The sequence below is a fragment of the Micromonospora sp. WMMD987 genome, assembly GCF_029581435.1.
GTDB lineage: Bacteria > Actinomycetota > Actinomycetes > Mycobacteriales > Micromonosporaceae > Micromonospora > Micromonospora rifamycinica.
In genome coordinates this window covers 6275085-6298471 of record NZ_CP120861.1, presented here as the reverse complement: position 1 = coordinate 6298471, position 23387 = coordinate 6275085, and the positions used below count along the sequence as shown (strand labels likewise).

Below are 23387 nucleotides of genomic sequence, written 5' to 3'. Positions count from 1 at the left end.
CGCCCTCCCCGCCTCGACACGGCGGGCGGCACGGGTCCGGTACTGCGGCGGGCGTCGGCCCGCTCACCTCATCCAGGCACCCGTCGGGCGCGGACGACCGGACGGGCGCACCCGGGGCCGGGGCGGCGGCCATAGGATCGACCGCATGACTCCGGAAGAGGTCGGTCGGCGGGTGGTCGCGCTGCTCGCGCCGGTCGAGGCGACCGCGTCGGTGTCCGGTGGGCAGGCCCATGCCCGGGGCACCGTCGACGTACCCCCGCCGGCCTGGGCGGACACACTCCGCGCGGTCCGCGACGACGCCGAGCTGGCCTGTGACTTCTTCGACTGGCTCTCCGCGGTCGACGAGCTGGCCGGCGGCTTCGACATCGTGGTCCACCTCTGGTCCACCCGGCACCGGCACGGGGTGCTGCTGCGGACCCGGGTGCCCAGGGAGACCCCGACGGTGGCGTCGGTGGTCGACGTCTTCCCCGGGGCGGCCTGGCACGAGCGGGAGACCCACGAGATGTTCGGTGTGGACTTCGCCGGCCACCGGGGGTTGACCCCGCTGCTGCTTCCGCCGGAGTTCGAGGGTCACCCGTTGCGTAAGGAGTTCGTGCTCGCCTCCCGGGTGGCGAAACCGTGGCCGGGGGCGAAGGAACCGGGCGAGTCGGAGGCCGGTGGGGGTCGCCGGGCGGTCCGCCCGCCCGGGGTGCCCGCACCAGGCGAGTGGGGCACGGTGCCGGCCCCGGCCGGGCCGGTGACCGTGGGTGACGGGCCGCGCGGCGGTCCGGCCCGCGCGCCCCGGGAGCGGCCGGCCCGGCCCGCCGCGGGGGCCCGTCCGCCGCGTACCCCCCGCTCCGGCGCGGCCGGCGACGGCCCGGCGCGGAGCGACCAGGGCGACGAGGGGGGTACGGCCTGATGCCGACCTGGTTGGAGCTGGTGATCCGGATCGGCGGGGTGCTGGTCGCGTTCCTCACCCTGCCGCTGATCGTCGGCCAGGCCGAGCACAAGGTGATGGCGCACATGCAGGGCCGGCTCGGTCCGATGTACGCCGGGGGCTTCCACGGCTGGGCGCAGCTCGTCGCCGACGGGATCAAGTTCGTCCAGAAGGAGGACATCACCCCGCGCGAGGCGGACCGGGCGGTTTTCCGGCTGGCCCCGGTGGTGGCCCTGGTGCCCTACCTGCTGGTGCTGCTGGTGATCCCGCTCGGCCCGGGCGACCTGGTCGGGCAGCCGTTGGACATCGGCCTGTTCTTCGTGCTGGCGGTGGTCGGCGTCGGCGTGGTGGCGGTGCTGATGTCGGCGTGGGCCTCGGCCAACAAGTACAGCCTGCTCGGCGGGTTGCGCGGGGCGGCCCAGCTGCTCGGCTACGAGCTGCCGCTGGTGCTGGCCGCCGCCTCGGTGGCGATGGCGGCCGGGACGCTGAGCCTCGGCGGGATCGTCGAGGCGTGGCAGCCGTGGTGGCTGTTCTGGCAGGCCCCCGCGATGATCGTGTTTTTCGTGGCCGGGCTGGCCGAGATCCGCCGGCCCCCGTTCGACATGCCGGTCGCCGACTCGGAGCTGGTCTTCGGCTACATGACCGAGTACACCGGGCTGCGGTTCGCGTTCTTCCTGCTCGCCGAGTACGTCGGCATCGTGGTGATCGCCGCGCTGACCACCGTGCTCTTCCTCGGCGGCTGGCAGGGGCCGTTCGCCGACGCGCAGCTCGGCTGGCTGTGGACCCTGCTGAAGGTCTTCGCCGTCTCCTTCGTGATCATCTGGCTGCGGGTGTCGTTCCCCCGGCTGCGGGAGGACCAGCTCCAGCGGCTGTGCTGGCTGGTCCTGGTGCCGGCGGCCCTGGCCCAGCTGGTCCTCACCGCCGCCGTGCGGCTCTCCCTGGGGTGAACCGCCGCCGTGCGGCTCCTCCCTGGGGTGAGCGGCGCGGCGGCGCGCGGGTGCGGTGCGGCCCGGAGGGGTCCGGGAGTGGTCCCGGACCCCTCCGGCACGATCACGGTGCGGCGTAGAGCAGGCGGTTCGGGGAGCCGACCCCGGGGTTGACCACCTTGCCGGTGGTGGCCGCGCTGATCAGCGCGCTCTTGGCCGTGGCGAGGGTGGCCGACGGGTTGGTCTGCCGGTAGCGGGCCAGCCAGCCGGTGACGTGCGGGGCCGCCATCGAGGTCCCGGACCAGCCGCTGGCCACGGCGGTGTTCGAGGCGATGCCGGCGGAGGTGATGTTCACCCCCGGGGCGAAGATGTCGACGCAGGTCCCGTAGCTGGAGAACGAGGCCCGGTTGTCGTTGATGTCGGTGGCCGCGACGGTGATGCCCCGGCTGGAGCGGGGGCCGTTGGTGCAGGCGTCGGTGTTGAAGTTGTTGGCGATGAAGACCGGGTACACGCCGTGGTCGATCAGGTTCTCGATCGAGGTGTTCGCGGAGGTGCCGTAGCCCTGGAGGCTGAAGTTCGCCACCGAGACGGCCGCGTGGTTGGTGGCCAGCCAGTCGACCCCCTCGATCAGGTCGGTGCTCCACCCGGAGTTGTCACACTGCAGGACGCGGACCGCCCGGATGGTCACCGACTTGGCCACCCCGTAGGTGGTCCCGCCGACGGTGCCGGCGACGTGGGTGCCGTGGCCGTGGCAGTCGTTGGTGCCGTTGCCGTCGCCGACCGCGTCGTAGACCCCGGCGGCCCGGGTGCCGAAGTCGACGTGGGTGGCCCGGATGCCGGAGTCGACCACGTAGGCGGTCACCCCGGAACCGGTCGTGGTGTAGCCGAAGCTGTTGCTCAGCGGGAGGTTGCGCTGGTCGATGCGGTCCAACCCCCACGAGGGCGGGTTGCTCTGCACGGCCTGGATGGACACGCCCCCGGCCTGGGCCGTCGTGCCGGCCCGGCGGGGCGCGGTGCCGGCCTGGGCCGACTTCCCGGTCCGGACGGGTGCCTGGCCGGCCCCGCTGGGGGTGGTGCTGGTCAGCCCGCCGTGGATGCGGGTGTCCCGCTCCACGTACTGCACGGCCGGGTCGTTGCGGACGGCGGCGAGGGCGGCCGGCGGCAGGACGGCGGCGTACCCGTCGAGGACCTGGGAGTAGCGGTTCAGCACGGTGCCGCCGGCCCGCTCGGCGGCGGCGGCCGACTGGGAGGTCCGGGTGACCCGGGCGGTGCGGTCGCTGCTGACCGGCTTGTCGGAGAGGACGACGATGTACCGGTCCGGCGCCGCGTTCGGGCCACCGGCCAGCAGCGGTGCGGGGGCGGCCCGCCCGGGGCCGGGGGTGCCCGGGGCCGCGACGGCGGCGTTGGTGGTGGTGGCGAGCGCGCCGACGAGAACACCGGCGAGTACGCCCAGACGTGCGGCTGTGCTACCCAGCTTGCGCAAGGCTCGTTCCTCTCGACAGGGGAGTCCACAGAGGGACCGTGCTGCCCGATGCCACCCGTGGATCACGGCACCGAACCCCCATAGTCGACCAGCTCATATTGACCACCGTGTTAACTCTTGAACACCCCACGTGAATGTGTGGCACCTCTCAGTGTCTGACGTGGGGGCTGTCGCGGTGGCCGCTGTGTGATGACCAGCCCCGCCGGCTGTACGAAGATCGACCGGCGCGCGACGGCGTCTCCTTTGGCGTTGAGCTGGTAACCCTCCAGCCAGACCCAGCCGTCGTAGGTCGGCCAGTCGAGCACGCGGATGACTCGGAAAGTGATCGGGTTGATGAACTGCACGCTTGCCGCTCGGGTCACGTGGAGTAGGTCGCCGGATCGGAGGTTGTTCGGTGGGATGGGGCCGTGCGTGCTCATCTGCCCTCACCCGGCCAGTGCCCCCGGTTGATCGGCACCCGGTGCCGGCCGCTGCATGGTAGTTCGCTGCCGCAGCGGCAGACGATCCGTTTCCGGTCGACGGACCACGCTGGCCGGTGCCTGCGGCGCAGTGTCAGCGCGACGGCGGTCAGATACTCGTCGTAGGTCACGTGCGTGGGCATGGCGTCTCCTCAGTGGGCTGTTTGAGTCACTCTAAGTGTTGTATTGACGTAAGCACAACAGTAGGGCAGCCTGACATCACCTAGCGTGCGGATGTGAGCAGTGAGAGCGGCTTCGATCCAGATGTCGCCACCTGGAAACAACTCGCGGACCGGCTGCGACAGGCCATCCGTTCAGGCAGGTTCGCCCCTGGTCAGCGAGTGCCCACCGAGCTGAGCCTCACCCAGGAGTTCCAGCTCAGCCGACTCACGGTCCGCCGCGCGCTCCAACAGTTGCGAAGCGAGGGCCTGATCGTGGTCGTACAGAGTCGCGGAACCTTCGTCCGGGGAGAACAGGATCGCGTCGAAGTGATCCTGAGTAAAGGCGATCGGGCGCACTCACGGATGCCCGACCCCGAGGAGCGGCGCAGGCTCACCCTCCATGAGGGTGAGCCTGTCATCCTGGTGACCAGGGCGGACGGCACGGTGGAGAGTTACGGGGCGCACCGCGTGAGCATCGTGGTCGGATGAACGCGCGCCCCCACCCATAGGCCGGGCGGGGGCGCGTGTGGTCTCCGGTGGTGGCTCAGCCGATCGGGGTGTGCTCCGGCGGCACCTGCTCGCCGGGCGGCGGGGGCGGCGGGGGAGTGCCGTCGCCGAACGGCCGACCCCCCAGGGCCTCCCGCCCGTGCGGGCTGAGCCAGTTGACCAGGTCCGGGCCGAGCGGCACCACCCCGGTCGGGTTGATGTCCCGGTGCACCTCGTAGTAGTGCCGCTTGATGTGGTCGAAGTCGATGGTGTCGCCGAACCCGGGGGTGGTGAACAGGTCCCGGGCGTACGCCCACAGCACCGGCATCTCGCTCAGCTTCTGCCGGTTGCACTTGAAGTGGCCGTGGTAGACCGGATCGAAGCGGACCAGCGTGGTGAACAGCCGCACGTCGGCCTCGGTGATGGTGTCGCCGACCAGGTAACGCTGGTCGGCCAGCCGGTCGCTGAGCCAGTCCAGCCGGTCGAACAGCCGCCGGTACGCCTTGTCGTACGCCTCCTGTGAGCCGGCGAAGCCGCACCGGTAGACCCCGTTGTTGACGTCGGCGAACACCACGGCGTTCACCTCGTCGATCTCGGCGCGCAGGTGCTCCGGGTAGAGCTGCGGGGCGCCCTCGCGGTGGTACGCCGTCCACTCGGTGGACAGGTCCAGGGTCATCTGCGCGTAGTCGTTGGTGACCACCTGCCCGGTCGGCACGTCGACGATCGCCGGCACGGTGATCCCCCGGTCGTAGCCGGGGTAGCGGGCGAAGAACGCCTCGGCCAGCCGTTCGATGCCGAGCACCGGGTCGCGCCCGCCCGGATCCAGGTCGAAGGTCCAGCTCCGGGCGTCGTGGGTCGGCCCGGCGACCGCCATCGGCAGCGCCTCCTCCAGCCCGAGCAGCCGCCGTACGATGATCATGCGGTTGGCCCACGGGCAGGCCCGGCTGACCACCAGCCGGTAGCGGTCCGGCTCGACCGGGTAGCCGTCCCGCCCGTCGGCGGTGATCCGGGTGGCGATGTAGCGCTGGTCCCGGGTGAACTCGCCGCCCGGCTCGACGTACTTGCCACCGGTCGTCGTGCCTGCCTCGTCGCCCACGTCGCCCCCTGAGTCCGCCTTGTGCGTGTCCTACCGCTCCATCCTGACTTATCACCGCGGCATCGGCCCCCGGAGCGCCCGGTCCGATCCCCGGGCGCTACCGACAGTGGCGGTCCCGGCACCGGTATGCCCGCTCGGGTGGTCCGGGTTCCCCGCCCGGGAGGGTCGGTCCGGCGGCCGGGCTGGTTAGGCTGCCCACATGATCGACGTGGCGGCGGTGGCCCGGCGGTTCGTGGCCGACGTGTGGAACGCCGGCCGCGAGGAGTCGGCGTACGAACTGGTAGCCGAGGAGTGCCCGGGGCTCGGCGGCACCGGCCCGGCGGCGGCGCTGGCCTGGCACCGGGACCGCCGGGCCGCCTTCCCCGACCTGCGTTACAAGCTGGTGGACGTGGTGGCGACCGGGGACCGGGTGGCGCTGCGCTGGCGGGCCGCCGGCACCCAGGCGGGACAGTTCGGCCCGGTGCCGCCGACCGGGCAGGTGGTCAGCTACTCCGGGGCGACGTTCCTGCGGTTCGACGCCGCCGGGCGGATCGTCGACGTGTGGAGCGTCAACGAGCTGTTCCAACTGCTGCAACAGTTGGGTGTGGAGATGCTGCCGCCGCTCACCGACGCCGGGGCGTGATCCGGGCGATCGACAGGTTCACCGGGAATGGCTCTCCGGTGTCGACGAACTTCGTCCACCGCCCGGTCTCCCGGTAGACCTCGTTCACCGCGTCGATCCGGTAGGTGTGCACGACCAGGCCGTCGTCCTCCACCTCGATCCGCCAGTAGAACGGGATGCCGGCCTGCGCGTAGAGGGTCGGCTTGAGCACCCGGTCGATGGAGCGGGTGCTGGGGGAGACGATCTCGACGGCCAGCACCACCTCGTGCGGCTCGTAGCGGGACGGCTCGCGGGCCGCGGCGGTGGACGTGGTCACCAGCACGTCGGGGATGAAGGAGCGGGTCCGGTTGATCCGCACCTCGACGGCCTGGGTCACGTCGTAGTCGTCGGGACACTCCTCTTCGAGCGCGACCATCAGGCGGCCGGCGATGGTCTGGTGGACACGGGTGGGGGAGGGGGACACGATCAGCACTCCATCGAGAAGTTCGCGGCGGCGGCCGTCCTCGGGCAGCGCGTCCAGATCGTCGGTCGTCCAGCCGCCCTCGGGCGGATAGTCGTTCTGCAACGCGGCAGTCATCGGTCGGTCCTTCCCGGTGCGTCGTTCTCCCCGCCCGTCAGGGTAACGCCGGCAAACCCCGGGTGGTGGTCGCGCACGCCGTGGCCACAGGGCAGGATGACCCCATGAGCGAGCGCGGCGGGCGAATCGGGGCGACACGGTGAGCGAGCGCGGCGGGCTTCCCGGCGAGGGGCTGGTGAAGGGGCTGGCGGTCACGCTGAAGACGATGACCCGCCGGTCGACCACCCAGCAGTACCCGGACGTCGCCCCCGAGCTGCCGCCCCGCTCCCGGGGCGTGATCGCGCTGCTGACCGAGAACTGCACGGTCTGCATGCTCTGCGCCCGCGAGTGCCCCGACTGGTGCATCTACATCGACTCGCACAAGGAGGAGGTGGCGGTGGCCGGCGCGGCCCGCCCCCGCCAGCGCAACGTCCTCGACAAGTTCGACATCGACTTCTCGCTCTGCATGTACTGCGGCATCTGCATCGAGGTCTGCCCGTTCGACGCCCTCTACTGGTCGCCGGAGTTCGAGTACGCCGAGTACGACATCAAGGACCTGCTGCACGACAAGGACCACCTCGGCCAGTGGATGGCCACCGTGCCGCCGCCGCCCGCGCACGACCCGCACGGCGAGCCGGCGAAGGAGGAGACCACCGCCGCCCGCAAGGCCGCCGCCCCGACCAGCTCCGCGGCCCGCCCCACCGTGGTACGCCCCGAGCCCGGCCCCGCCACCCCCCGCGCCACCGGCCCCACCACCCCGCCTGCCGGCGGCCCGGCCGCTCCCGGCGGCCCAGGCCCGGCCGCTCCCGAGTCCGGCCCCGCCGACGACGGAGGTGCCCCCCGGTGACCGGTGCGGACGTGCTGCTGCTCGCCCTGGGCGCGGTGGCGGTCGGGTCGGGGGTGCTGGTGGTCGCCACGAAGCACCTGGTCCGGGCCGGTCTCTACCTGGTGCTCTGCCTGGGCGCGCTGGCCGGCGACTACCTGGTGCTCACCGCCGAGCTGGTCGCCTGGGTGCAGGTGCTGATCTACGTGGGCGCGGTGGTGGTGCTGTTGCTGTTCGCGGTGATGCTGACCCGCGCCCCGATCGGGGCCTCCGACGACCTGGACCGGCCGGGCTGGCCGGCGGCCCTGATCGGCGGTGGCGTCGGGTTGGGCCTGACCGCGCTGCTGGTCGACGCGTTCCGCTGGTCGACGGTGGACCTGCCGGCGGCGGGCACCGCCGAGGGCATCGGCGAGCAGGTGTTCCGCTCCTGGGTGCTGCCCTTCGAGGTGCTGTCGGTGCTGCTGCTGTCCGCCCTGGTCGGCGCGGTCGTCCTGTCCCGTCCCGACATCGGAGCTGGTGGCCGGTGAGCGCGAGGAGTGAGCCGGGTTTGCGAGCCCCGCAGTCGCGAACGAAAGACGGGCCGGTGAGCGCGAGGAGTGAGCCGGGTTTGCGAGCCCCGCAGTCGCGAACGAAAGACGGGCCGGTGAGCGCGAGGAGTGAGCCGGGTCTGCGAGCCCCGCAGTCGCGAACGGAGGTGGTGTTCCGGTGAGGCCGGTCATCCCCTATGTCACCGCCGCGCTGTTGTTCGGCCTGGGCGTCTACGGCGTGCTGCGGCGACGCAACGCGGTGCTGGTGCTGATGGCGGTGGAGCTGATGCTCAACGCGGTCAACCTGATCCTGGTCACCGCGGACACCACCGTGCGGGCGGTGCTGCCGCACTCCGGGCAGGTCTTCGCGCTCTTCGTGATCGTGCTGGCCGCCGCCGAGATCGGTGTCGGGCTGGCCATCGTGCTCCAGCTCTACCGGCTGCGGGCCAGCGTCACCGTCGACGACGTGCCGCTGACCGAGCCGGCCGCCGACCTGGCCAGGTCCGGATCGTCCGTCGACCGGCTCGGGGGCGGGCCGGGCGTGGACCGGGCCGCGTCGTCCGTCGACCGGGCCGGGGTCGGGCCGGGCGGCGAGCGGACTGGGGTCGGCCGGTGACCGGGCTGCTCGGGGCGGCGCTGCCCGTCGTACCCCTGGTCGCGGGGTTGTCGGGGTTGCTGCTGCCGCCGGCGTCGAAGGACGCGACCGGCGGGCAGGACACGGCCCGGCGGGCGGCGGTCGGCCTCGGGGTGGCCGGTGCTGCCGGCGCGCTGCTGGTCGCGGTGCTGCTGCTGGCCCGGATCGGTGAGCCGGTGGAAACCAGCACCAGCTGGATCGACTTCGGCGGGCTGCGGGTCACCCTCGGGGTCCGGCTGGACGGCGTCGCCGCGCTGGTCGCGGTCGCGGTGGCGGCGGTGGCGCTGGCGGTGCAGGTCTACTCGGTGGCCTACCTGCGGCGCGGCCCGCACGACGACGTCGAGGTGGACCACCGTTACCCGCCCTACGCCGCGCAGATCAGCCTGTTCACCGCCGCGATGCTGCTGGTGGTGGTCAGCGGGGACCTGATCCTGCTGCTGGTCGGCTGGGAGGTGATGGGCCTCTGCTCGTACCTGCTGATCGCCCACGACCGGCGGCTGCCCGAGGCGCCGGCCGCCGCGATGAAGGCGTTCCTGGTCACCCGGGTGGGTGACGTCGGGTTCCTGCTCGGCATCGCGCTGCTCGGCGTCTCGGCCGGCAGCTTCCGGATCGCCGACGTGCTCGCCCACGACCATGCCACCGGCACCCTGACCGCCGCCTGCCTGCTGCTGCTCGCCGGGGTGGCCGGCAAGAGCGCCCAGTTCCCGCTGCACACCTGGCTGCCGGACGCGATGGCCGGCCCGACCCCGATCTCCGCGCTGATCCACGCCGCGACCATGGTCGCCGCCGGGGTGTACGCGGTGACCCGGCTCTACCCGCTGTTCACCCGGGCACCGGTGGCGCTGGCGGTGCTCGGGGTGCTCGCCTCCGTCACCCTGCTGCTCGGCGCGTTGGCGGCCACCGCCCAGGACGACCTGAAGCGGGTGCTCGCCTGGTCGACGGTCTCCCAGCTCGGCTACATGACCGGCGCGCTCGCCGTGGGTGCCCCGGCCGCCGCGCTGTTCCACCTGCTCACCCACGCCGCGTTCAAGGCGCTGCTGTTCCTGGCCGCCGGTGCGGTGATCCACGCCGTCGGCACCACCCTGCTGTCCCGGATGGGTGGGCTGCGCCGGAGCATGCCTGTCACCTTCTGGTGCACCCTGATCGGCCTGGGCGCGTTGGCCGGGGTGCCGCCGCTGTCCGGCTTCTGGAGCAAGGACGGTGTGCTCGCCGCCGCCGAGGCCGCCGCGCTCGACGGCACCGGCCCCGCCCCGACCTGGGTCGGCTGGCTGGTCTGGCTGGCCGGGCTGCTCGGGGTGCTGCTCACCGCCGCGTACGCCACCCGGCTGCTGCTGCGCGCCTTCTTCGGCGAGCCCCGGCTGCCGCTGCTGCACCCGCACGACCCACCGGCGGCGATGCGCTGGCCGGTGCTGCTGCTGGCCGTCCCGGCCGCGCTGCTCGGGCTGGCGGCGTTCTGGCCGCCGTTCACCGACCGGCTGCGGGGCACCGCCACCGACGTCGAACTGGTCCACCTGGCCCCGGCGGTGCTGCTGCCGCTCGCGCTGCTGCTGGCCGGGGCGGGGCTGGCCTGGGCCGGCTGGCGGCGGGATCCGGCCGCCGACCCGGCGCGTGCGCTGGGTCCGCTGCGGCCGGTGTTCGCCCGCGCCTTCCGCCTCGACGACCTGCAACACACCCTGGTGGTACGCCCCACGACGGCGCTCGCCCGGGTGACGCGCACGGTCGACGAGGTGGGGGTGGACGGGCTGGTCGAGGGGATCGGCCGGGGCACGTCCACGCTCGGTGCCGGGCTGGCCGCGCTGCACCGCGCGGCGCTGCCCCGCGCGACGGCGGCGGTGCTGGCCGGCACCCTGCTGATCGGCCTGGCCGCCGCCCTGATCGGAGTTTCCCGGTGAGCGCGAGGAGTGCAGCGCAGCGGAGCCCCGCAGTCGCGAACGAAAGGTCGGTCCGGTGAGCGCGAGGAGTGCAGCGCAGCGGAGCCCCGCAGTCGCGAACGAAAGGTCGGTCCGGTGAGCGCGAGGAGTGCAGCGCAGCGGAGCCCCGCAGTCGCGAACGAAAGGTCAGTCCAGTGAGTGCGGGGCAGGTGCTTTTGGTCGCGGTGTTGGCGCTGCCGGCGGTGGGGGCGGCGCTGGTCGCCGTGGTCCCCGGGGAGCGGACGGCCCGGCTGCTGGGAACGGCGGTCGCCGGGTCGACCCTGGTCGGGGCGGTGCTGCTGGTGCTCGGCGACCACGGCTGGTTCGGCTACGGCCCGGCCCCCGCCGTGCAGCCCTGGCACGAGGTCGACCTGCCCTGGGTGCCCGGCCTCGACCTGCGTTTCCACCTCGGGGTGGACGGCATCTCCTGGCCGCTGGTGGTGCTCACCGCGCTGCTCACCCTGCTCTGCTGCGGCTACACGGTGCGTCGGGTACCCGAGGGCGGTGGCAGCGGCCGGGCGCTGGTGGCGCTGCTGCTGGTGGTCGAGGTCGGCATCCTGGGCACCTTCCTGGCGCTCGACCTGGTGCTGTTCTTCGTCTTCTTCGAGATCGTCCTGCTGCCGATGTACGCGATCATCGCCGGCTGGGGTGGTACCGGCACGGCCGGCTCGTCGGCGCGGGACACGGCCCGTGCGGCGGCCCGCAAGTTCGCCCTCTACACGCTCTTCGGCTCGGTGCTGCTGCTGGTCGGCGTGTTCGTGGTGGTGGCCGCCGCCGGCACCGCCGACATCGTGGCGCTGACCGGTGGGGCGGGGCTGTCCCGGGGCATCCAGTTGGCCGCGTTCACGCTGCTCGGGTTGGCGTTCGCGGTGAAGGCCCCGCTCTGGCCGCTGCACTCGTGGCTGCCCGACGCGCACACCCAGGCACCCACCGTCGGCAGTGTCGTGCTCGCCGGGGTGCTGCTCAAGATGGGCACGTACGGCCTGATCCGGGTGGCGGTCGGGGTGGCCCCGGAGGGCGCCCGCTGGGCCGCGCCGGTCCTCGGGGTGCTGGCCGTCGCGGCGATCCTGGTCGGCTCGCTGGTCTGCCTGGCCCAGGACGACCTGAAGCGGCTGATCGCCTACTCCAGCGTCGGGCACATGGGGTTCGTGCTGCTCGGGGTGGCGACGCTGACCGCCACCGGCATCCAGGCGGCGCTGATCGGCAACGTGGCGCACGGGGTGATCACCGGGCTGCTGTTCTTCCTCGCCGGGGCGGTCAAGGACCGGGCGCACACCGGGGCGCTGGCCGAGCTGTCCGGGCTGCGGGAGACCGCGCCCCGGCTGGCCGGGCTGCTCGGGTTCGCGGCGGTCGCCTCGCTCGGCCTGCCCGGGTTGGCGGGCTTCTGGGGTGAGGCGTTCGCCGTGGTCGCCGCCGTCGAGCGGGGTGGGCCGCTGTGGACCACGCTGGCGGTGCTGGCGGCGGTCGGCGGGGCGCTCACGGCCGCGTACTTCCTGCGGTTGTTGCGTCGGGTGACCCACGGTCGGCCGAGTCCCGTCGTCGGCCGGTTCGGCCCCGGCCTGGCCGGGGTGGAGCTGACCGCCTGGGTGCCGCTGGTCCTGCTCGCCCTCGCCGTCGGCCTGGTGCCCACCCTGGTGCTCGGCTACGCCACCGGCCCGGTGGACGCCCTGGTGGCGGTGGTCCGGTGACGTCCGCAGTCACGAACGGAGGTGGGCACCGGTGAGTGTGGTGCAGAGCGTCGACAATGTGGCGTTGCTGCCGGCGTACCTGGCGGCCGGCACCGCCGTACTCGTGCTGCTGGCGGATCTGCTGGTGGGCCGGGCCGGCGCGACGGTGGCCGTGGCCGGCGCGGGCTTCGTCGCCACCGGGGTCGGCGCGGTGCTGGTGGGCTCGGCCGGCACCCGGCGGACGTTCTGCGTGGGGGCCGACTGCTCGTGGGTGTTCGACGGCCGGGCGGCCCTGATCGCGGGGGTCTTCGCCCTGCTCACGCTCGGTGTCCTCGGGCTGTCCGGGCCACTGTTGCGCGGCGGTCCGACGCCGGTCGGCGAGTACTGCTTCCTGCTGGCCTGCTCGATGACCGGTGGCGTGGTGCTGGGCGCGGCCGGTGACCTGATCACCCTGATCGTCGCCCTGGAGACCCTGACCCTGCCGCTGTACGTGCTGGTGGGCCTGCGTCGGGGCAGCCTGGCCAGCGCCGAGGCGGCGGTCACCTTCTTCGTGGTGAGCGTGGTGGCCACGACGGTCACCCTGCTCGGCGCGGCCCTGCTCTACGCGGCGACCGGTGGCCTGCACCTGGACCGGCTGGGCGGGCTGCTGGCCGGGGCACCCGACCTGCCGTTGATCCCGGCGGCGGTGGCGCTGGTGGTGCTCGGGCTGGCCTTCAAGGTGGCCGCGGTGCCGTTCCACGCCTGGGCGCCGGCCACCTACGACGGCGCTCCGCTGCCGGTGGCGGCGTACCTGTCCACCGCGTCGAAGCTGGGTGGGGTGGTAGCCCTGCTGGCGGTGGTGCAGCGGGCGCTGCCGGCCGAGGTGACCGGCCCGGTGCTGGCCCTGCTGGCGGTGCTCACCATGACCGTGGGCAACCTGGTGGCGCTGCGCCAGCGGCGTACCGTCCGGTTGCTCGCCTGGTCGTCGGTGGCCCAGGCCGGCTACATCCTGGCCCCGCTGGGGGTGCTGGCGCTGGCCGCCGGCCGGGCCGGGGAGGTCCGGGCCGGGGCGTACGCCGCCACGGTGGCGTACGCGGTCTTCTTCGTGGTGGTGGAGCTGGCGGCGTTCGCGGCGCTGGTGGCGTTGCGCCCACCCGGGGCGGACGGCGGCACGGTGGCGGACCTGCGCGGGGCGGCCCGGCGGCGGCCCTGGGTCGGGGCGGCGCTGGCGCTGGCCCTGGTGGGGCTGGCCGGGCTGCCACCGGGGTTGGCGGGGCTGTTCGCCAAGGTGACCGTGGTCCGGGCGCTGCTGGACGGCGGAGCCGGCTGGCTGGCGCTGGTGGTGGCGGTGAACGCGGTGATCGGCCTGGCCTACTACCTGCGCCTCGCCGCCACCCTGTACGCCGGTCCGGTCCCGCTGCCGACCAACCTGGCCTCCGCCGGGGAGCCGACGGTGCCGGCAGGGGAGCCGACCGTGTCGGTCGGGGAGCCTGCCGGGGTAGCGCCGGACAGGGTGGCCTGGCCGGTCACCGTGGCGCTGGCCGGGGCGACCGCGCTGGCCGTGGTGATCGGTTTCGTCCCCCAGGTGGTGCTGGACCTCGCCGCCCGCTGAGGCGGCGGCCAAGCATCCGACACGGGGTGTCGGGCTGGTGTCCCGGGTCGTCCCCGGTGTCCGGTCCGTCCAGCCGGTTCACAGCTTCTGTCAGTCAACTGCCAGTCATGAGCAGGATGGTTGACGGGTACCGGTGACGTTGTACCGGTCAGCGGGTCCAGCGCGACCCGCGCACCGAAGGAGCGATCGTGCATCACAACCGTCTGAAGACCGCCGCGTTGCTGGGCCTGCTGACGTCGCTGATCCTCGCGGTCGGCTACTGGTTCGGCGGGAGCGGCGGCCTCGTCATCGCCGTCGTCGTCTCGTTGCTGATGAACGGTGTGACCTACTTCTTCTCCGACAAGCTGGCGTTGCGCTCGATGAAGGCGCAACCGGTCAGCGAGGCACAGTTCCCCGAGCTGTACCGGATGGTCCGCGAGCTGGCCACCGAGGCCGGGCAGCCGATGCCCCGGCTGTACGTCAGCCCCACCGCGCAGCCGAACGCGTTCGCCACCGGTCGTAACCCGGCCAACGCGGCGGTCTGCGTCACCCACGGGATCACCGAGATCCTGGACTACCGCGAGCTGCGCGGGGTGATCGGTCACGAGCTGTCCCACGTCTACAACCGGGACATCCTGATCTCCAGCGTGGCGGCCGGGCTGGCGGGCATCATCACCATGCTGGCGAACCTGGCGTTCTTCATCCCGCTCGGCGGCAGCAACGACGAGGACGGCCCGAACCCGGCGGTGCTGCTGCTCACCATCATCCTCGGCCCGATCGCGGCCACCGTGATCCAGTTGGCGATCAGCCGGAGCCGGGAGTTCCAGGCGGACGCCTCGGGCGCGCAGCTCACCCGGGATCCGTTGGCCCTGGCCAGCGCCCTCCGCAAGATCCACCTGGGTACCCAGGCCCGGCCGCTGCCCGCGCAGGGCCAGCTCACCAGCACCGCACACCTGATGATCGACAACCCGTTCAAGCGGGGTGGCGGCATCGCCGCGCTGTTCTCCACCCACCCCCGGATGGAGGAGCGGGTGGCCCGGCTGGAGCAGATGGCCCGCAACGCCGGCCCGGTGCAGTTCCAACGCTGACCGGGGCCCGCCGCCCTCCGACGACACCGGCCGCGCCCGCGTCCACCCGGACGCGGGCGCCGCCGCATCGTCAGCGGTGCTGGGGAAACAGGGACAAGATGGCGGGGAACGCGGTCAGTGGGCGGAACGGGCCGCCTGCGGGCCGGCGTCGACCGGCAGCCGGTCCGGGCGGGTCAGCAGCACCACGACCAGCAGCACCACCCCGGCCAGCAGGTACGCCACGGCGGGGCCGAACAGCGCGGCCGTCGAACCGAGCACGAAGATCCCGCAGCCGGCGACGACGATGTTGGCGGCCACGATGGTCGCCTCCACCTGCCCCATCCGTTCCACCGGGGCCAGCCGGGCAAAGGTGGCCTGCGCGCCGATCAGCCACCCGCCACCCGCGCCGATCAGCGCGTTGGCGCAGGCCAACGCCCAGACCGGGGCGTGCGCGGCGACCAGGACGCCGGCCAGCACCAGCGCTCCGGCCAGCGCGGCGACCATGGCGACCTGCCCGGCCAGCCGGCTCAGCCAGGCGCACCGCCCCACCACCAGCACGAAGATCGCGCCGCCCAACGCCGACGAGGCCAGCACCACGGGCCGCCAGCCCCCGTCGGCGAGGTCCGGGGCCAGCGTCTCGGGCAGCGCGCCGGAGAGCACCGTGCCGAGGGTGAGCAGGGCGATGCCGCGCAGCACCGGGTGGCCGGCGATGGTCCGGACCCCGGCGGTGGCCGGCGGGCGTCCCCGGTGCCGCTGCTGCCCGGTCGGCAGCCCGGCCAGCACCACCGCCGCGACCAGGAACGACACCAGGTCGATCAGGAGCGCCACCCGGGGGCCGAGCGCCACCGTGATGCTCGCCCCGGCGAGCAGGCCGGTCACCTGGCCGACCTGGTTGGCGAAGGCGGACAGGCCGAACAACGGCAGCCGGAGCGGGGCGTCCACCGCCTCGGCGGCGACCGCCACGTTGACGCTGGAGTAGGCGGCCCGGACCGCGCCGAGCAGCCCGGCGGCGACGATCGCCGGCACCGGCCGGGGCACCGCCAACGGGACGGCGATCAGCACCGCGCCGGCCACCGAGAGCCAGACCAGCAGGGTCCGCCGGGCCGGCACGTCCAACCAGCCGCTGAACACGGTGGCGACCAGCAGGGCCGGCAGGGCGCGGGCGGCGTACACGGCGGCCGGGCCGAGGACCGACTGCGTCTGGTCGTACGCGAGCAGCAGCAGCGCGGCGAGCCCCACGAAGTCGCCCAGCTCGGAGATGCCCCGGGCGGTGACCAGCCGGGAGGCCACCGGATGACGGAACAGGGCCAGGTAACCGGGTGTCGGCGCGAGCCGTTCGTCGGCGTCGGTCATCGGCTCGGCCGGACCTCCCTGCGGCGTGGGGAACGATGGAAAACGGCACATCTATCTGGCTCGATCAGCAAATTACCCTCTCGTCGCCACCGGATCAGCGGCCCGGAGTGTGAGTGAATCGACCATTCGCGGAGCGACCTGCGGCGTTAGGGTCTACAGGGTTCCGAGTCGTTACCTGATCGTCTCCTTGGAGGTGCCCCCGTGGCCGCACTGCGCCAGTACCTGGGCGTCTGGCGGATTCCCGGGGCGCCGCTGCTGCTGCTCCTCGGCGTCGTCGGCCGGCTCGGCATCGGGATGACCCCGCTGGCGTTGCTGCTGGTCGTGGAGCAGGTCACCGGCCGGTACTCGCTCGCCGCCGTGGCCGGGGGCATCTACGCGCTGTCCGGTGCCGCGCTGAGCCCGGTCGCCGGCCGGATCGCCGACCGGGTCGGCCCCACCCGGGTGCTGCTGGTCACCGCCGTGGCGCACCCGCTGGCCCTGGTCGGGCTGCTCGGGGCGAGCCGCGCCGAGAATGCCGACCTGCGCCTGATCTACCTAGCGGCCGGGCTGGCCGGGGCAACCTACCCGCCGTTGACCGCCGCCATCCGGGGCGCCTGGAACGACCTGACCGCCCCGGCGACCGGCCGCTACCAGCTCCGGAACACCGCACTGGCCGCCGAGACGACGCTGTTCGAGGTGGTCTTCGTGCTCGGCCCGCTGCTGGTGGCCGCCTTCGTCCTGCTGGCCGACGCCGCCGCCGCGCTGCTCGGCGCGGCCGTCGTGACGCTGGTCGGCACCGCCGGGGTGGCGCTGGGCCGGGTGATGCGCGCCTGGCGGCCACATGCCCGGGAGCACCACGCCCGGGGGCTCGGCCCGCTGCGGGTGGGTGGCTTCCCGGCCCTGCTGGTCTGCGTGGCGAGCCTCGGCATCGCGTTCGGCGCGGCCGGGGTGATCGTGCCGGCGTTCGCCGGCAACCAGCCCACCGGCGACCCGCAGAGCCTCGCCGGTCTGCTGCTCGCCGTCTGGGGGGTGGGCAGCGCCGTGGGCGGGTTCTGGTTCGGGGTACGCCGCCCGGCGGCCAACATGACCCGCCAGTTCGCCTGGCTGCTCGCGGCGGTGGCCGGCACCCTGGCGATCTTCGCGGTGATGCCCGGTCCGGTGTCGCTCGGCGTCGCCCTGGTGATCGGCGGGGCCACCATCGCCCCCGCGCTGACCCTGGAGAACACCCTGGTCGGGCGGATCACGCCGACCGGCATGCTGAACGAGGCGTACACCTGGGTGGTGACCATGTCGGTGGCGGCGAGCGCGGCCGGCGGCGCGGTAGCCGGCCTGATCGTCGACCATGCCGGCGGGGTGCCCTGGGCGTTCCTGTTCGCCGCCGGGGCGGTCGGCGTCGGGGCCGGGGTGGCGGCGCTGCCCGCCGGCCCGATCGCCCGCGCCGAGGCCGCCGCCACCCGCGCCGAACACCCCGTCACGGTCTAGACCGCACCCTTCGGGGTACGCGGCACAGCAGTCTTACCGGACATGCGTCTGGCCCTCTTCCGGGGTGCGCCTCCCGGGACGCGTGCGGCGGGCGGCCGTCCCCGTCGGGGGACGACCGACCGGCCGTGCCTGCCTACCGGGTCAGCGGTAGTTGGTGAACTGGAGGGCCACCCCGAAGTCCTCGCCCTTGAGCAGCGTGATGACGGCCTGGAGGTCGTCCTTCTTCTTGCCGGTGACCCGCAGCTGGTCGCCCTGGATCTGCGCCTGGACGCCCTTCGGACCCTCGTCGCGGATCTTCTTGCTGATCGCCTTGGCCTTGTCCGACTCGATGCCCTGGATCACCTTGGCGTCGATCTTGAAGATCTTGCCCGAGCCCCGGGGCTCACCCGCGTCCAGGGACTTCAACGAGATGTTCCGCTTGACCAGCTTCTCCTTGAACACGTCGAGGGCGGCGGCGACCCGCTCCTCGGTCTCCGCCTGGAGGCTGATCGCCTCCTCTCCCGACCAGGAGATCTCGGCGCCGGTGCCACGGAAGTCGAACCGCTGGGCAAGCTCCTTCTCCGTCTGGCGAAGGGCGTTGTCGACCTCCTGCCGGTCGACCTTGCTCACGATGTCGAACGACGGGTTCGCTGCCATGCTGATGCTCCTGCTTGTCCGGCGGTCTGTCAGGGTCGTCGCCGGGCTGACCAGCCCCACGACCCTCTGACGGTACCCGGTTGCCACACCCCCGGGGGCGACCGCTATCCTTGCTCCGCTGCCGCGTTACGGCGTGGTGGCACGCCCTGGCGGGTTGCCCGAGCGGCCAATGGGAGCGGACTGTAAATCCGTCGCGAAAGCTACAGAGGTTCGAATCCTCTACCCGCCACCAGGTGCTGAAAGAGGCCCCTGACCAGCGTGAACGCCGGTCAGGGGCCTCTGTCGTGAGTCTCGCTCAGTCCCGCTCTAGCCCGCTCGATCTCGCTGGCTGTGTCACATACGTGTCACCGCCTGGCGCGGCTTGCGGCCTGGTCGCACGATGTCCGGATGGCATGGGAATGGCTTCCCGGGGCGGCGACTGTTGCAGGTGCGTTGCTGGGAGCGAGCGTCGGCGTGGCGGGCATGATCATCAACTCACGCGTCTTGATCGCGGGTCAGAAGCTGCAGCGCGAGGTGTTCGATGCGCAGTTGAAAGCTGACCAATTTAAGGCATTGATTGCTGAAAAGAGGAAAGTGTATGCGAAATTCCTGGCGCAGGTAGAGGCCGTCAAGAGTGCGGTATCTCGGTTGCGGTACTTGAAAATGCAAGTCGAAGAATTGAAAGGGAGGGGGTCGAGTTCGGATGATGAGCGTATGCGCCTCCACAAGGAAGTGGTTCAGGTATCAGAAGATTTGCTCAGCGGGATGACCGAACTGCGCAAGCTTGAGGCCGAGGTGCTGGTGATTGCTGGTCCAGACCTAGGCGCGGCGGCCAACCTGCTCGCTACTGCTCTATCAAACTCAGCTCGGCGTTCAGAGTCGGTTGCCGAAGCGCGAGAGCTGTATGCGGTTATTTGCCTGACCATGCATCGGGATGTAGACGTTGACAGTGATCGACGCGAGGGGCAGTTTTCTCTCCTGAGAGAAACGGTGGAGAAGTATCACCCATAGTTCTTCCGGGAGTCGGTGATATTGAGGGCAGCCTCGATCCGACGACGTGCTGTCTCCTCCTGACCGTAGACGCATTTCGCGTACACCCGCATGAGGACATGGACGCTGTGCCCGGCCCACTCGGCGACCTGGGTAGCCGGCACCCCCGCATTGAGCCAGAGCGACACGGCGGCGTGCCGCAGGTCGTACGGTCGCCGGGCCAGCGGGGAGCGCTGCTGAGCTGGGGTGAGCACCTTTGCCCGTGCGACGCGCCACGCCTTCCCGTAGGTGTTGTTCGGGATCGGCTGGCCGGCGGTGGGTACGTACCGCCCGCCGGGGCCGCGCCGGGTCACGAATAGCTTGCCGTTCGATCCCGGCGGGTACTCCTTGATGTGGTGGTCGAGTAGTCGCACGAGTGGCGGCGCAACGGGTACGTCCCGGGTCGCTGCCTTTGCCCGGTGCTTGAGTCCTCGGTCCTCGGCGGTGTCGTCTCCGTCGCCCCAATCCCGGCCAACGGCCACCGTCGAACCGGTCAGGTGCAGTACGCCCCACCTCCCACGCTGTGCGGGCCGCTCGTACTCGTCTTCGCGCAGGTGGAGCACTTCCTCGGGCCGTAGCGCGGCGTAGTACATGCACCCGAAGAACGCCTCCAACTCGGGCACGCTGTGCCCCACCTCGGCAAGCAGCGCCCGAGCCTGATCAGGGTTGACCACCGCTCCCCGGTCGACCTCATCGGCCATCTTCGGCGCGGTCCAGCTCACCAGGGACATCGGGTGTGCGTCGAGTAGCCGCAGCTCAACGGCGTACTTGAGTGCACCGGAGAAGACGGCCCGCTTCCGGGCGATCGTGCTGGGCGACGCGGGAGCGCCATCCATTGAGCCTTGGACCTGCTCTGGGCGGAGCGGCTAATCGTGTCCCGGCAGGGCAGCGGGGCGTTCGTCCGCGCGCAAACGCAGCAGGCCGTGGAGCTGCGGCCACACATCGAAGCCTCATTCGAGAGGCCGCACGTCACCATCGACTTCGCCGGATTCTCGGGCGAGACGTTGCGAGACGCGCTCTAGCTGATTTGGGTTGAGCTGGCAACCGTGGCCCACGTGAGGGGTAGCCTCGCCACTAGAGATCCACATGGCAGTGGCATCCTCGGCATATGGGCTTCTGGGACATCAGTCAATCCATCGCGTCGATACTCGGCGGTGCGGCCGGTGTGGCAGCGATGGTCGGGTCGGCCGTGACGGTCAGGCGCGCCCGTGATCGGCGCCGGATTGAGGCCGAGGAGGCGCGGCGGCAGGCCGCCCGGCTGGTGACCGCGGACATCGTCTCTGAGCCGAATGTGCACTGGGACAACGACCATCTGCCACGCCCTGCCAACACCTCGCCTCGCGAGTATGACCAGGTGATCGTTCAGGTGGACAACCATGGCGGCGAGCCGATCTCATCCGTGATGGTCTTTCTGCCGGAACGGGCCTTGCCCCTGCATTTCGGGACGATCGGGCCTGGCCAGTCGAAGCGCAACGGCTGGCTTGACGCACCAGAGCTTTGGCACGTGATGCACATCGGCCCTGGCTGTCCTGGTCACGCCTGGCACCTCGACCTTGAGTTCGTGTTTACCGATAACCGCGGGGCTCGCTGGCGCCGTAACGGTGAGCAGGAGCCGGTTCGGCTGCTGCCGAGCGACGACGTAGTAGAGGACTGGAAGCGGCGGCAAGAAGTCATTGAGGAGGAGCGCCGGCTGGCCAACGAGCGGTTGGCCGCTGACCCAGATGTGAATGCGGTCTAGGAAGCCTTGAGGGCACTCGGCGACTAGTGTCGCCTGCAAGTCGGCTGACAGGCGGGACTTCGGTCAGCCCGCACTCTTCACCGTGTTGGCGTCCCGGCAACCGGTGGGACGCCAGCACGGCAGCGGAGGATCAGATCACCCGTTGGCCATCTCCGAGTCCTAGGTCGTGTGCTTGTCGCTATTTGCACATGGCTACGCAAACCTGCTGGTCTCGGGCTTGGCGTTGTCGCACTGTAAATCCGCCACGAAAGCTGCAGAGGTCCGAATCCTCTTCCCGGCACCAGGTGCACGAAGAGGCCCTGAACAGCGAGAATGTCTGCCAGGGGTCGCTTTCGGGAGTATTAATCAGTCTTTCCCGCGCGGATGGTCCCGGGCGGTCTTGTCGGGTCTCGGCCCACGTGGCGGGCCGTTGGAACGAGCAGGGGGGGTGGAATCGGCCTGCCCTTCCCTCGCAGATTGACTCTGGCGGGTGAGTGGGCTGGACGTCTGTATGGTGATCGACATGCTCGAAGGCCTCGACGAACTGACCGCGGGTGACCGCCACCGGGGGTGGGAGTTCGTCCGGGCGCTGACTGCGGCGTTCGGCCGTCCAGTCGTCGAGGGCGATGGTGTCGACCCGGCCCTGTTGGCGGTGGGCGAGGAACGGATCGGCTTCGCGCTGCCGGCCGCACTGCATGAGGCCTATCTGCTGTTCGGTGGCCGGAGGGATCTGACCGCATCTCAGGACACTTTGGTAGAGCCACAGAACCTTGACGTCGACTCTGATGACGTCCTGGTGTTCCGGGTGGAGGCGCAGGGCTGCGCGTCGTGGGGTGTTCCCGTCCGGGCGATTGGTCAGGACGATCCGCCGGTGGTGGTGGACGCCGGAGACGGCTGGGTGCCCTACGCGGATCGGCTCTCGGTGGCGCTTGTCGAGATGGTGATGTCGGAGGCGATGTTCTCTGCCGGCGAGCGCCACGTCGATAACCGGGAGTTGGACGACACGGTGAACGCGCTGGTGAGCGCCGCGTTCGAGTGTCTGCCGCTGCCGGCCTTCCCGTTCTGGGCCGGGATGGACGGGCCGGGGGTCCGCTGGTTCGCCGGCCCGGATGTGCTGCTGCGCAACGACGGCGGGACGTGGCTGTGGGTCCATGGCCGCAGCCCGGAAGCGGTGCAGGCGGTGCGGGAGCGGCTGCCGGGCGAGTGGCTGATGATCTCGGGCGACGACGAGGCCGGGGAATCCGACGACTGAGCGGGCGTACGCCGAGCCGGGCCGGACGGGGCCCACCGCGGAACCCGTCCTTCGGGCTCTGCGGCGGTCGGCCGAGCGCGGCCCGGCACGTCAGCGCGGGCGGTAGACGACCGCGTGGGCGCTACCCGGCACCAGGCGGATCGTGGCGGCGATGCCACCGCGGTCATCGAGGTCGACGACCTCACCTTCAGTGCTGATCCCGGCGAGGCTGAGATCGTGCATGACACCGTTGCGCCACAGGGCCGGGCGGGCGTAGTTGCTGGTGTTGTGGGACTTGGCCAGGATCTCCCCGCGGTTGTTGATGGCCAGCGGCTCGGTGGTGTTGCCGCCGAGAGTGCCGATGTCCAGGGCGCGGCCGTGCCGCCAGAGGATGCCGCGCGGGTACTGGTCAGGCGAGAACTGCCAGCCGATCACCCAGCCGCTGTCGTTGAGGCCGTAGGTGTTGCTGCGGTTGAAGGGGCCGGCACCCAGGTCGGTGGTCCGGCGACCGTGCCACAGCGCGGCGTGGAAGCCGTCCGGCGACAGACTGACACCGCCGGAGACCTGGCCGCGGTCGTTGACGTCGGACACGTCGTCGAGAGGCAGGGGTTGGGTGCGGCCGTCCGTCCAGAGGACGGGGCCTGCGGCGGCCTGACCGAGAACCTGTCCGCGGTTGTTGATCGCCACGGGCCGGATGTACCGGCCACCGAGCGGCCGGAAGATGCCGCGGTGCCAGACGTACGCGCCGGAGCCGTCGTCGCGGGCACCGACGACCTCGCCGCGGTCGTTGACGTCGATGGGGTTGAAGGCACCCAGGTTGATCATCCGACCCCGCTGCCAGAGGAAACCCTGGTAGACGCCGCTGGCGTCCTGAGCGCGGCCGATCACATCACCGCGGTCGTTCATGGCGTTGGCATAGCTGTCGTCGCCGCCGAGGGTGCCGAGGTCCACCATGAGATAGCTGGCCTGGGCGTCAGGTGCGGCAGATGCGGCCACGGGAGGGGCGGGTGCGGCGATCAGGGCCACGGAGAGGAGCGCGCTGGCGAGCAGGGACGACATGGGGCGGCACCCTCCGGAGCGTCGACCGGGCGAGAGGCAAA

At 71.9% G+C, this 23387-nt stretch carries 23 protein-coding genes, 1 tRNA gene and 2 pseudogenes; 17 read left to right on the top strand and 9 right to left on the bottom strand.

Going from position 1 to position 23387, the window contains the following annotated elements; genetic code table 11:
* Window positions 1-145: 145 nt before the first annotated feature.
* Window positions 146-898 (top strand): NADH-quinone oxidoreductase subunit C, encoded by a 753-nt coding sequence (locus O7612_RS26835; RefSeq protein ID WP_282268432.1) that lies wholly within the window; start codon window positions 146-148, stop codon window positions 896-898.
* The gene (nuoH, locus tag O7612_RS26830; protein ID WP_282268431.1) at window positions 898-1863 is read left to right on the top strand and encodes an NADH-quinone oxidoreductase subunit NuoH; all 966 of its coding nucleotides are present in this window, start codon (window positions 898-900) and stop codon (window positions 1861-1863) included. The genes O7612_RS26835 and nuoH overlap by 1 nt, the downstream gene beginning before the upstream one ends.
* A 103-nt stretch (window positions 1864-1966) precedes the next feature.
* Here the strand turns inward: nuoH and O7612_RS26825 are convergent, their stop codons facing one another.
* The 3 genes from O7612_RS26825 to O7612_RS26815 form a co-directional block, all read right to left on the bottom strand.
* Complete coding sequence (locus O7612_RS26825; protein ID WP_282268430.1) at window positions 1967-3325, bottom strand: S8 family peptidase; 1359 nt, start codon at window positions 3323-3325, stop codon at window positions 1967-1969.
* Between the two features lie 110 nt (window positions 3326-3435).
* Window positions 3436-3744, bottom strand: coding sequence for a hypothetical protein (locus tag O7612_RS26820; RefSeq protein WP_282268428.1), 309 nt, complete (start codon window positions 3742-3744; stop codon window positions 3436-3438).
* Window positions 3741-3926, bottom strand: a complete 186-nt coding sequence (locus O7612_RS26815) for a hypothetical protein (RefSeq protein ID WP_084261006.1) — start codon at window positions 3924-3926, stop codon at window positions 3741-3743. Before O7612_RS26815 ends, O7612_RS26820 begins: the two co-directional genes overlap by 4 nt.
* Window positions 3927-4019: 93 nt before the next feature.
* On the opposite strand from O7612_RS26815, the gene O7612_RS26810 reads away from it, so the two are divergent.
* Window positions 4020-4433: a GntR family transcriptional regulator gene (locus O7612_RS26810; RefSeq protein ID WP_067301307.1), complete on the top strand. Its 414-nt coding sequence runs from the start codon at window positions 4020-4022 to the stop codon at window positions 4431-4433.
* Window positions 4434-4488: 55 nt separating this feature from the next.
* Here O7612_RS26810 and O7612_RS26805 read toward each other — a convergent pair whose 3' ends face one another.
* Complete coding sequence (locus O7612_RS26805) at window positions 4489-5526, bottom strand: glutathione S-transferase C-terminal domain-containing protein (RefSeq protein WP_282268425.1); 1038 nt, start codon at window positions 5524-5526, stop codon at window positions 4489-4491.
* Between the two features lie 199 nt (window positions 5527-5725).
* Here O7612_RS26805 and O7612_RS26800 point away from each other — a divergent pair, with 199 nt between their 5' ends.
* The gene (locus O7612_RS26800; protein ID WP_282268423.1) at window positions 5726-6148 is read left to right on the top strand and encodes an ester cyclase; all 423 of its coding nucleotides are present in this window, start codon (window positions 5726-5728) and stop codon (window positions 6146-6148) included.
* Here the strand turns inward: O7612_RS26800 and O7612_RS26795 are convergent.
* Window positions 6129-6704, bottom strand: coding sequence for a Uma2 family endonuclease (locus tag O7612_RS26795; RefSeq protein ID WP_282268421.1), 576 nt, complete (start codon window positions 6702-6704; stop codon window positions 6129-6131). The genes O7612_RS26800 and O7612_RS26795 overlap by 20 nt on opposite strands.
* A gap of 139 nt (window positions 6705-6843) precedes the next feature.
* Between O7612_RS26795 and O7612_RS26790 the strand changes: the two genes are divergently transcribed.
* The 7 genes from O7612_RS26790 to htpX all read left to right on the top strand — a co-directional run bounded on the left by O7612_RS26790 (window position 6844) and on the right by htpX (window position 14902).
* Entirely contained in the window at window positions 6844-7530 is a 687-nt protein-coding gene (locus O7612_RS26790) for an NADH-quinone oxidoreductase subunit I (RefSeq protein ID WP_282268419.1), read from the top strand.
* On the top strand, window positions 7527-8033 hold the full coding sequence (locus O7612_RS26785) for an NADH-quinone oxidoreductase subunit J (protein ID WP_067301321.1): 507 nt from the start codon (window positions 7527-7529) through the stop codon (window positions 8031-8033). Before O7612_RS26790 ends, O7612_RS26785 begins: the two co-directional genes overlap by 4 nt.
* A gap of 178 nt (window positions 8034-8211) precedes the next feature.
* Window positions 8212-8649, top strand: a complete 438-nt coding sequence (gene nuoK, locus O7612_RS26780; protein WP_282268416.1) for an NADH-quinone oxidoreductase subunit NuoK — start codon at window positions 8212-8214, stop codon at window positions 8647-8649.
* Complete coding sequence (locus O7612_RS26775) at window positions 8646-10559, top strand: NADH-quinone oxidoreductase subunit L (RefSeq protein WP_282268415.1); 1914 nt, start codon at window positions 8646-8648, stop codon at window positions 10557-10559. The genes nuoK and O7612_RS26775 overlap by 4 nt, the downstream gene beginning before the upstream one ends.
* A gap of 173 nt (window positions 10560-10732) precedes the next feature.
* Entirely contained in the window at window positions 10733-12265 is a 1533-nt protein-coding gene (locus O7612_RS26770) for an NADH-quinone oxidoreductase subunit M (RefSeq protein ID WP_282268414.1), read from the top strand.
* 31 nt (window positions 12266-12296) lie between these two features.
* Complete coding sequence (locus O7612_RS26765) at window positions 12297-13835, top strand: NADH-quinone oxidoreductase subunit N (RefSeq protein ID WP_282268413.1); 1539 nt, start codon at window positions 12297-12299, stop codon at window positions 13833-13835.
* Between the two features lie 188 nt (window positions 13836-14023).
* Entirely contained in the window at window positions 14024-14902 is an 879-nt protein-coding gene (htpX, locus tag O7612_RS26760; protein ID WP_282268412.1) for a zinc metalloprotease HtpX, read from the top strand.
* Window positions 14903-15016: 114 nt separating this feature from the next.
* Here the strand turns inward: htpX and O7612_RS26755 are convergent, their stop codons facing one another.
* Window positions 15017-16234 (bottom strand): MFS transporter, encoded by a 1218-nt coding sequence (locus O7612_RS26755; RefSeq protein ID WP_282268410.1) that lies wholly within the window; start codon window positions 16232-16234, stop codon window positions 15017-15019.
* A gap of 201 nt (window positions 16235-16435) precedes the next feature.
* On the opposite strand from O7612_RS26755, the gene O7612_RS26750 reads away from it, so the two are divergent.
* A complete protein-coding gene (locus O7612_RS26750; RefSeq protein WP_282268408.1) occupies window positions 16436-17695 on the top strand; it encodes an MFS transporter in 1260 nt (419 codons plus the stop codon).
* Window positions 17696-17836: 141 nt separating this feature from the next.
* Here the strand turns inward: O7612_RS26750 and O7612_RS26745 are convergent, their stop codons facing one another.
* Window positions 17837-18331, bottom strand: coding sequence for a YajQ family cyclic di-GMP-binding protein (locus O7612_RS26745; protein ID WP_067301337.1), 495 nt, complete (start codon window positions 18329-18331; stop codon window positions 17837-17839).
* Window positions 18332-18479: 148 nt separating this feature from the next.
* Here O7612_RS26745 and O7612_RS26740 point away from each other — a divergent pair.
* A tRNA-Tyr gene (locus O7612_RS26740) sits at window positions 18480-18563 on the top strand.
* A 155-nt stretch (window positions 18564-18718) separates the two neighbouring features.
* On the top strand, window positions 18719-19321 hold the full coding sequence (locus O7612_RS26735; protein WP_282268402.1) for a hypothetical protein: 603 nt from the start codon (window positions 18719-18721) through the stop codon (window positions 19319-19321).
* On the opposite strand, the pseudogene O7612_RS26730 reads toward O7612_RS26735, so the two are convergent.
* Window positions 19312-20175, bottom strand: a pseudogene (locus tag O7612_RS26730) (integrase); the annotation flags it as partial. The gene O7612_RS26735 and the pseudogene O7612_RS26730 overlap by 10 nt on opposite strands.
* Before the next feature lie 3 nt (window positions 20176-20178).
* Between O7612_RS26730 and O7612_RS26725 the strand changes: the two are divergent.
* The 3 genes and pseudogenes from O7612_RS26725 to O7612_RS26715 form a co-directional block, all read left to right on the top strand.
* Window positions 20179-20358: pseudogene (locus tag O7612_RS26725) on the top strand (GntR family transcriptional regulator); the annotation flags it as partial.
* Window positions 20359-20447: 89 nt separating this feature from the next.
* Window positions 20448-21077: a hypothetical protein gene (locus O7612_RS26720; RefSeq protein WP_282268400.1), complete on the top strand. Its 630-nt coding sequence runs from the start codon at window positions 20448-20450 to the stop codon at window positions 21075-21077.
* A gap of 490 nt (window positions 21078-21567) precedes the next feature.
* Window positions 21568-22308: a hypothetical protein gene (locus O7612_RS26715; RefSeq protein ID WP_282268398.1), complete on the top strand. Its 741-nt coding sequence runs from the start codon at window positions 21568-21570 to the stop codon at window positions 22306-22308.
* Between the two features lie 90 nt (window positions 22309-22398).
* On the opposite strand, the gene O7612_RS26710 is transcribed toward O7612_RS26715, so the two are convergent.
* On the bottom strand, window positions 22399-23346 hold the full coding sequence (locus tag O7612_RS26710) for a hypothetical protein (protein WP_282268396.1): 948 nt from the start codon (window positions 23344-23346) through the stop codon (window positions 22399-22401).
* Between the last annotated feature and the right edge of the window lie 41 nt (window positions 23347-23387).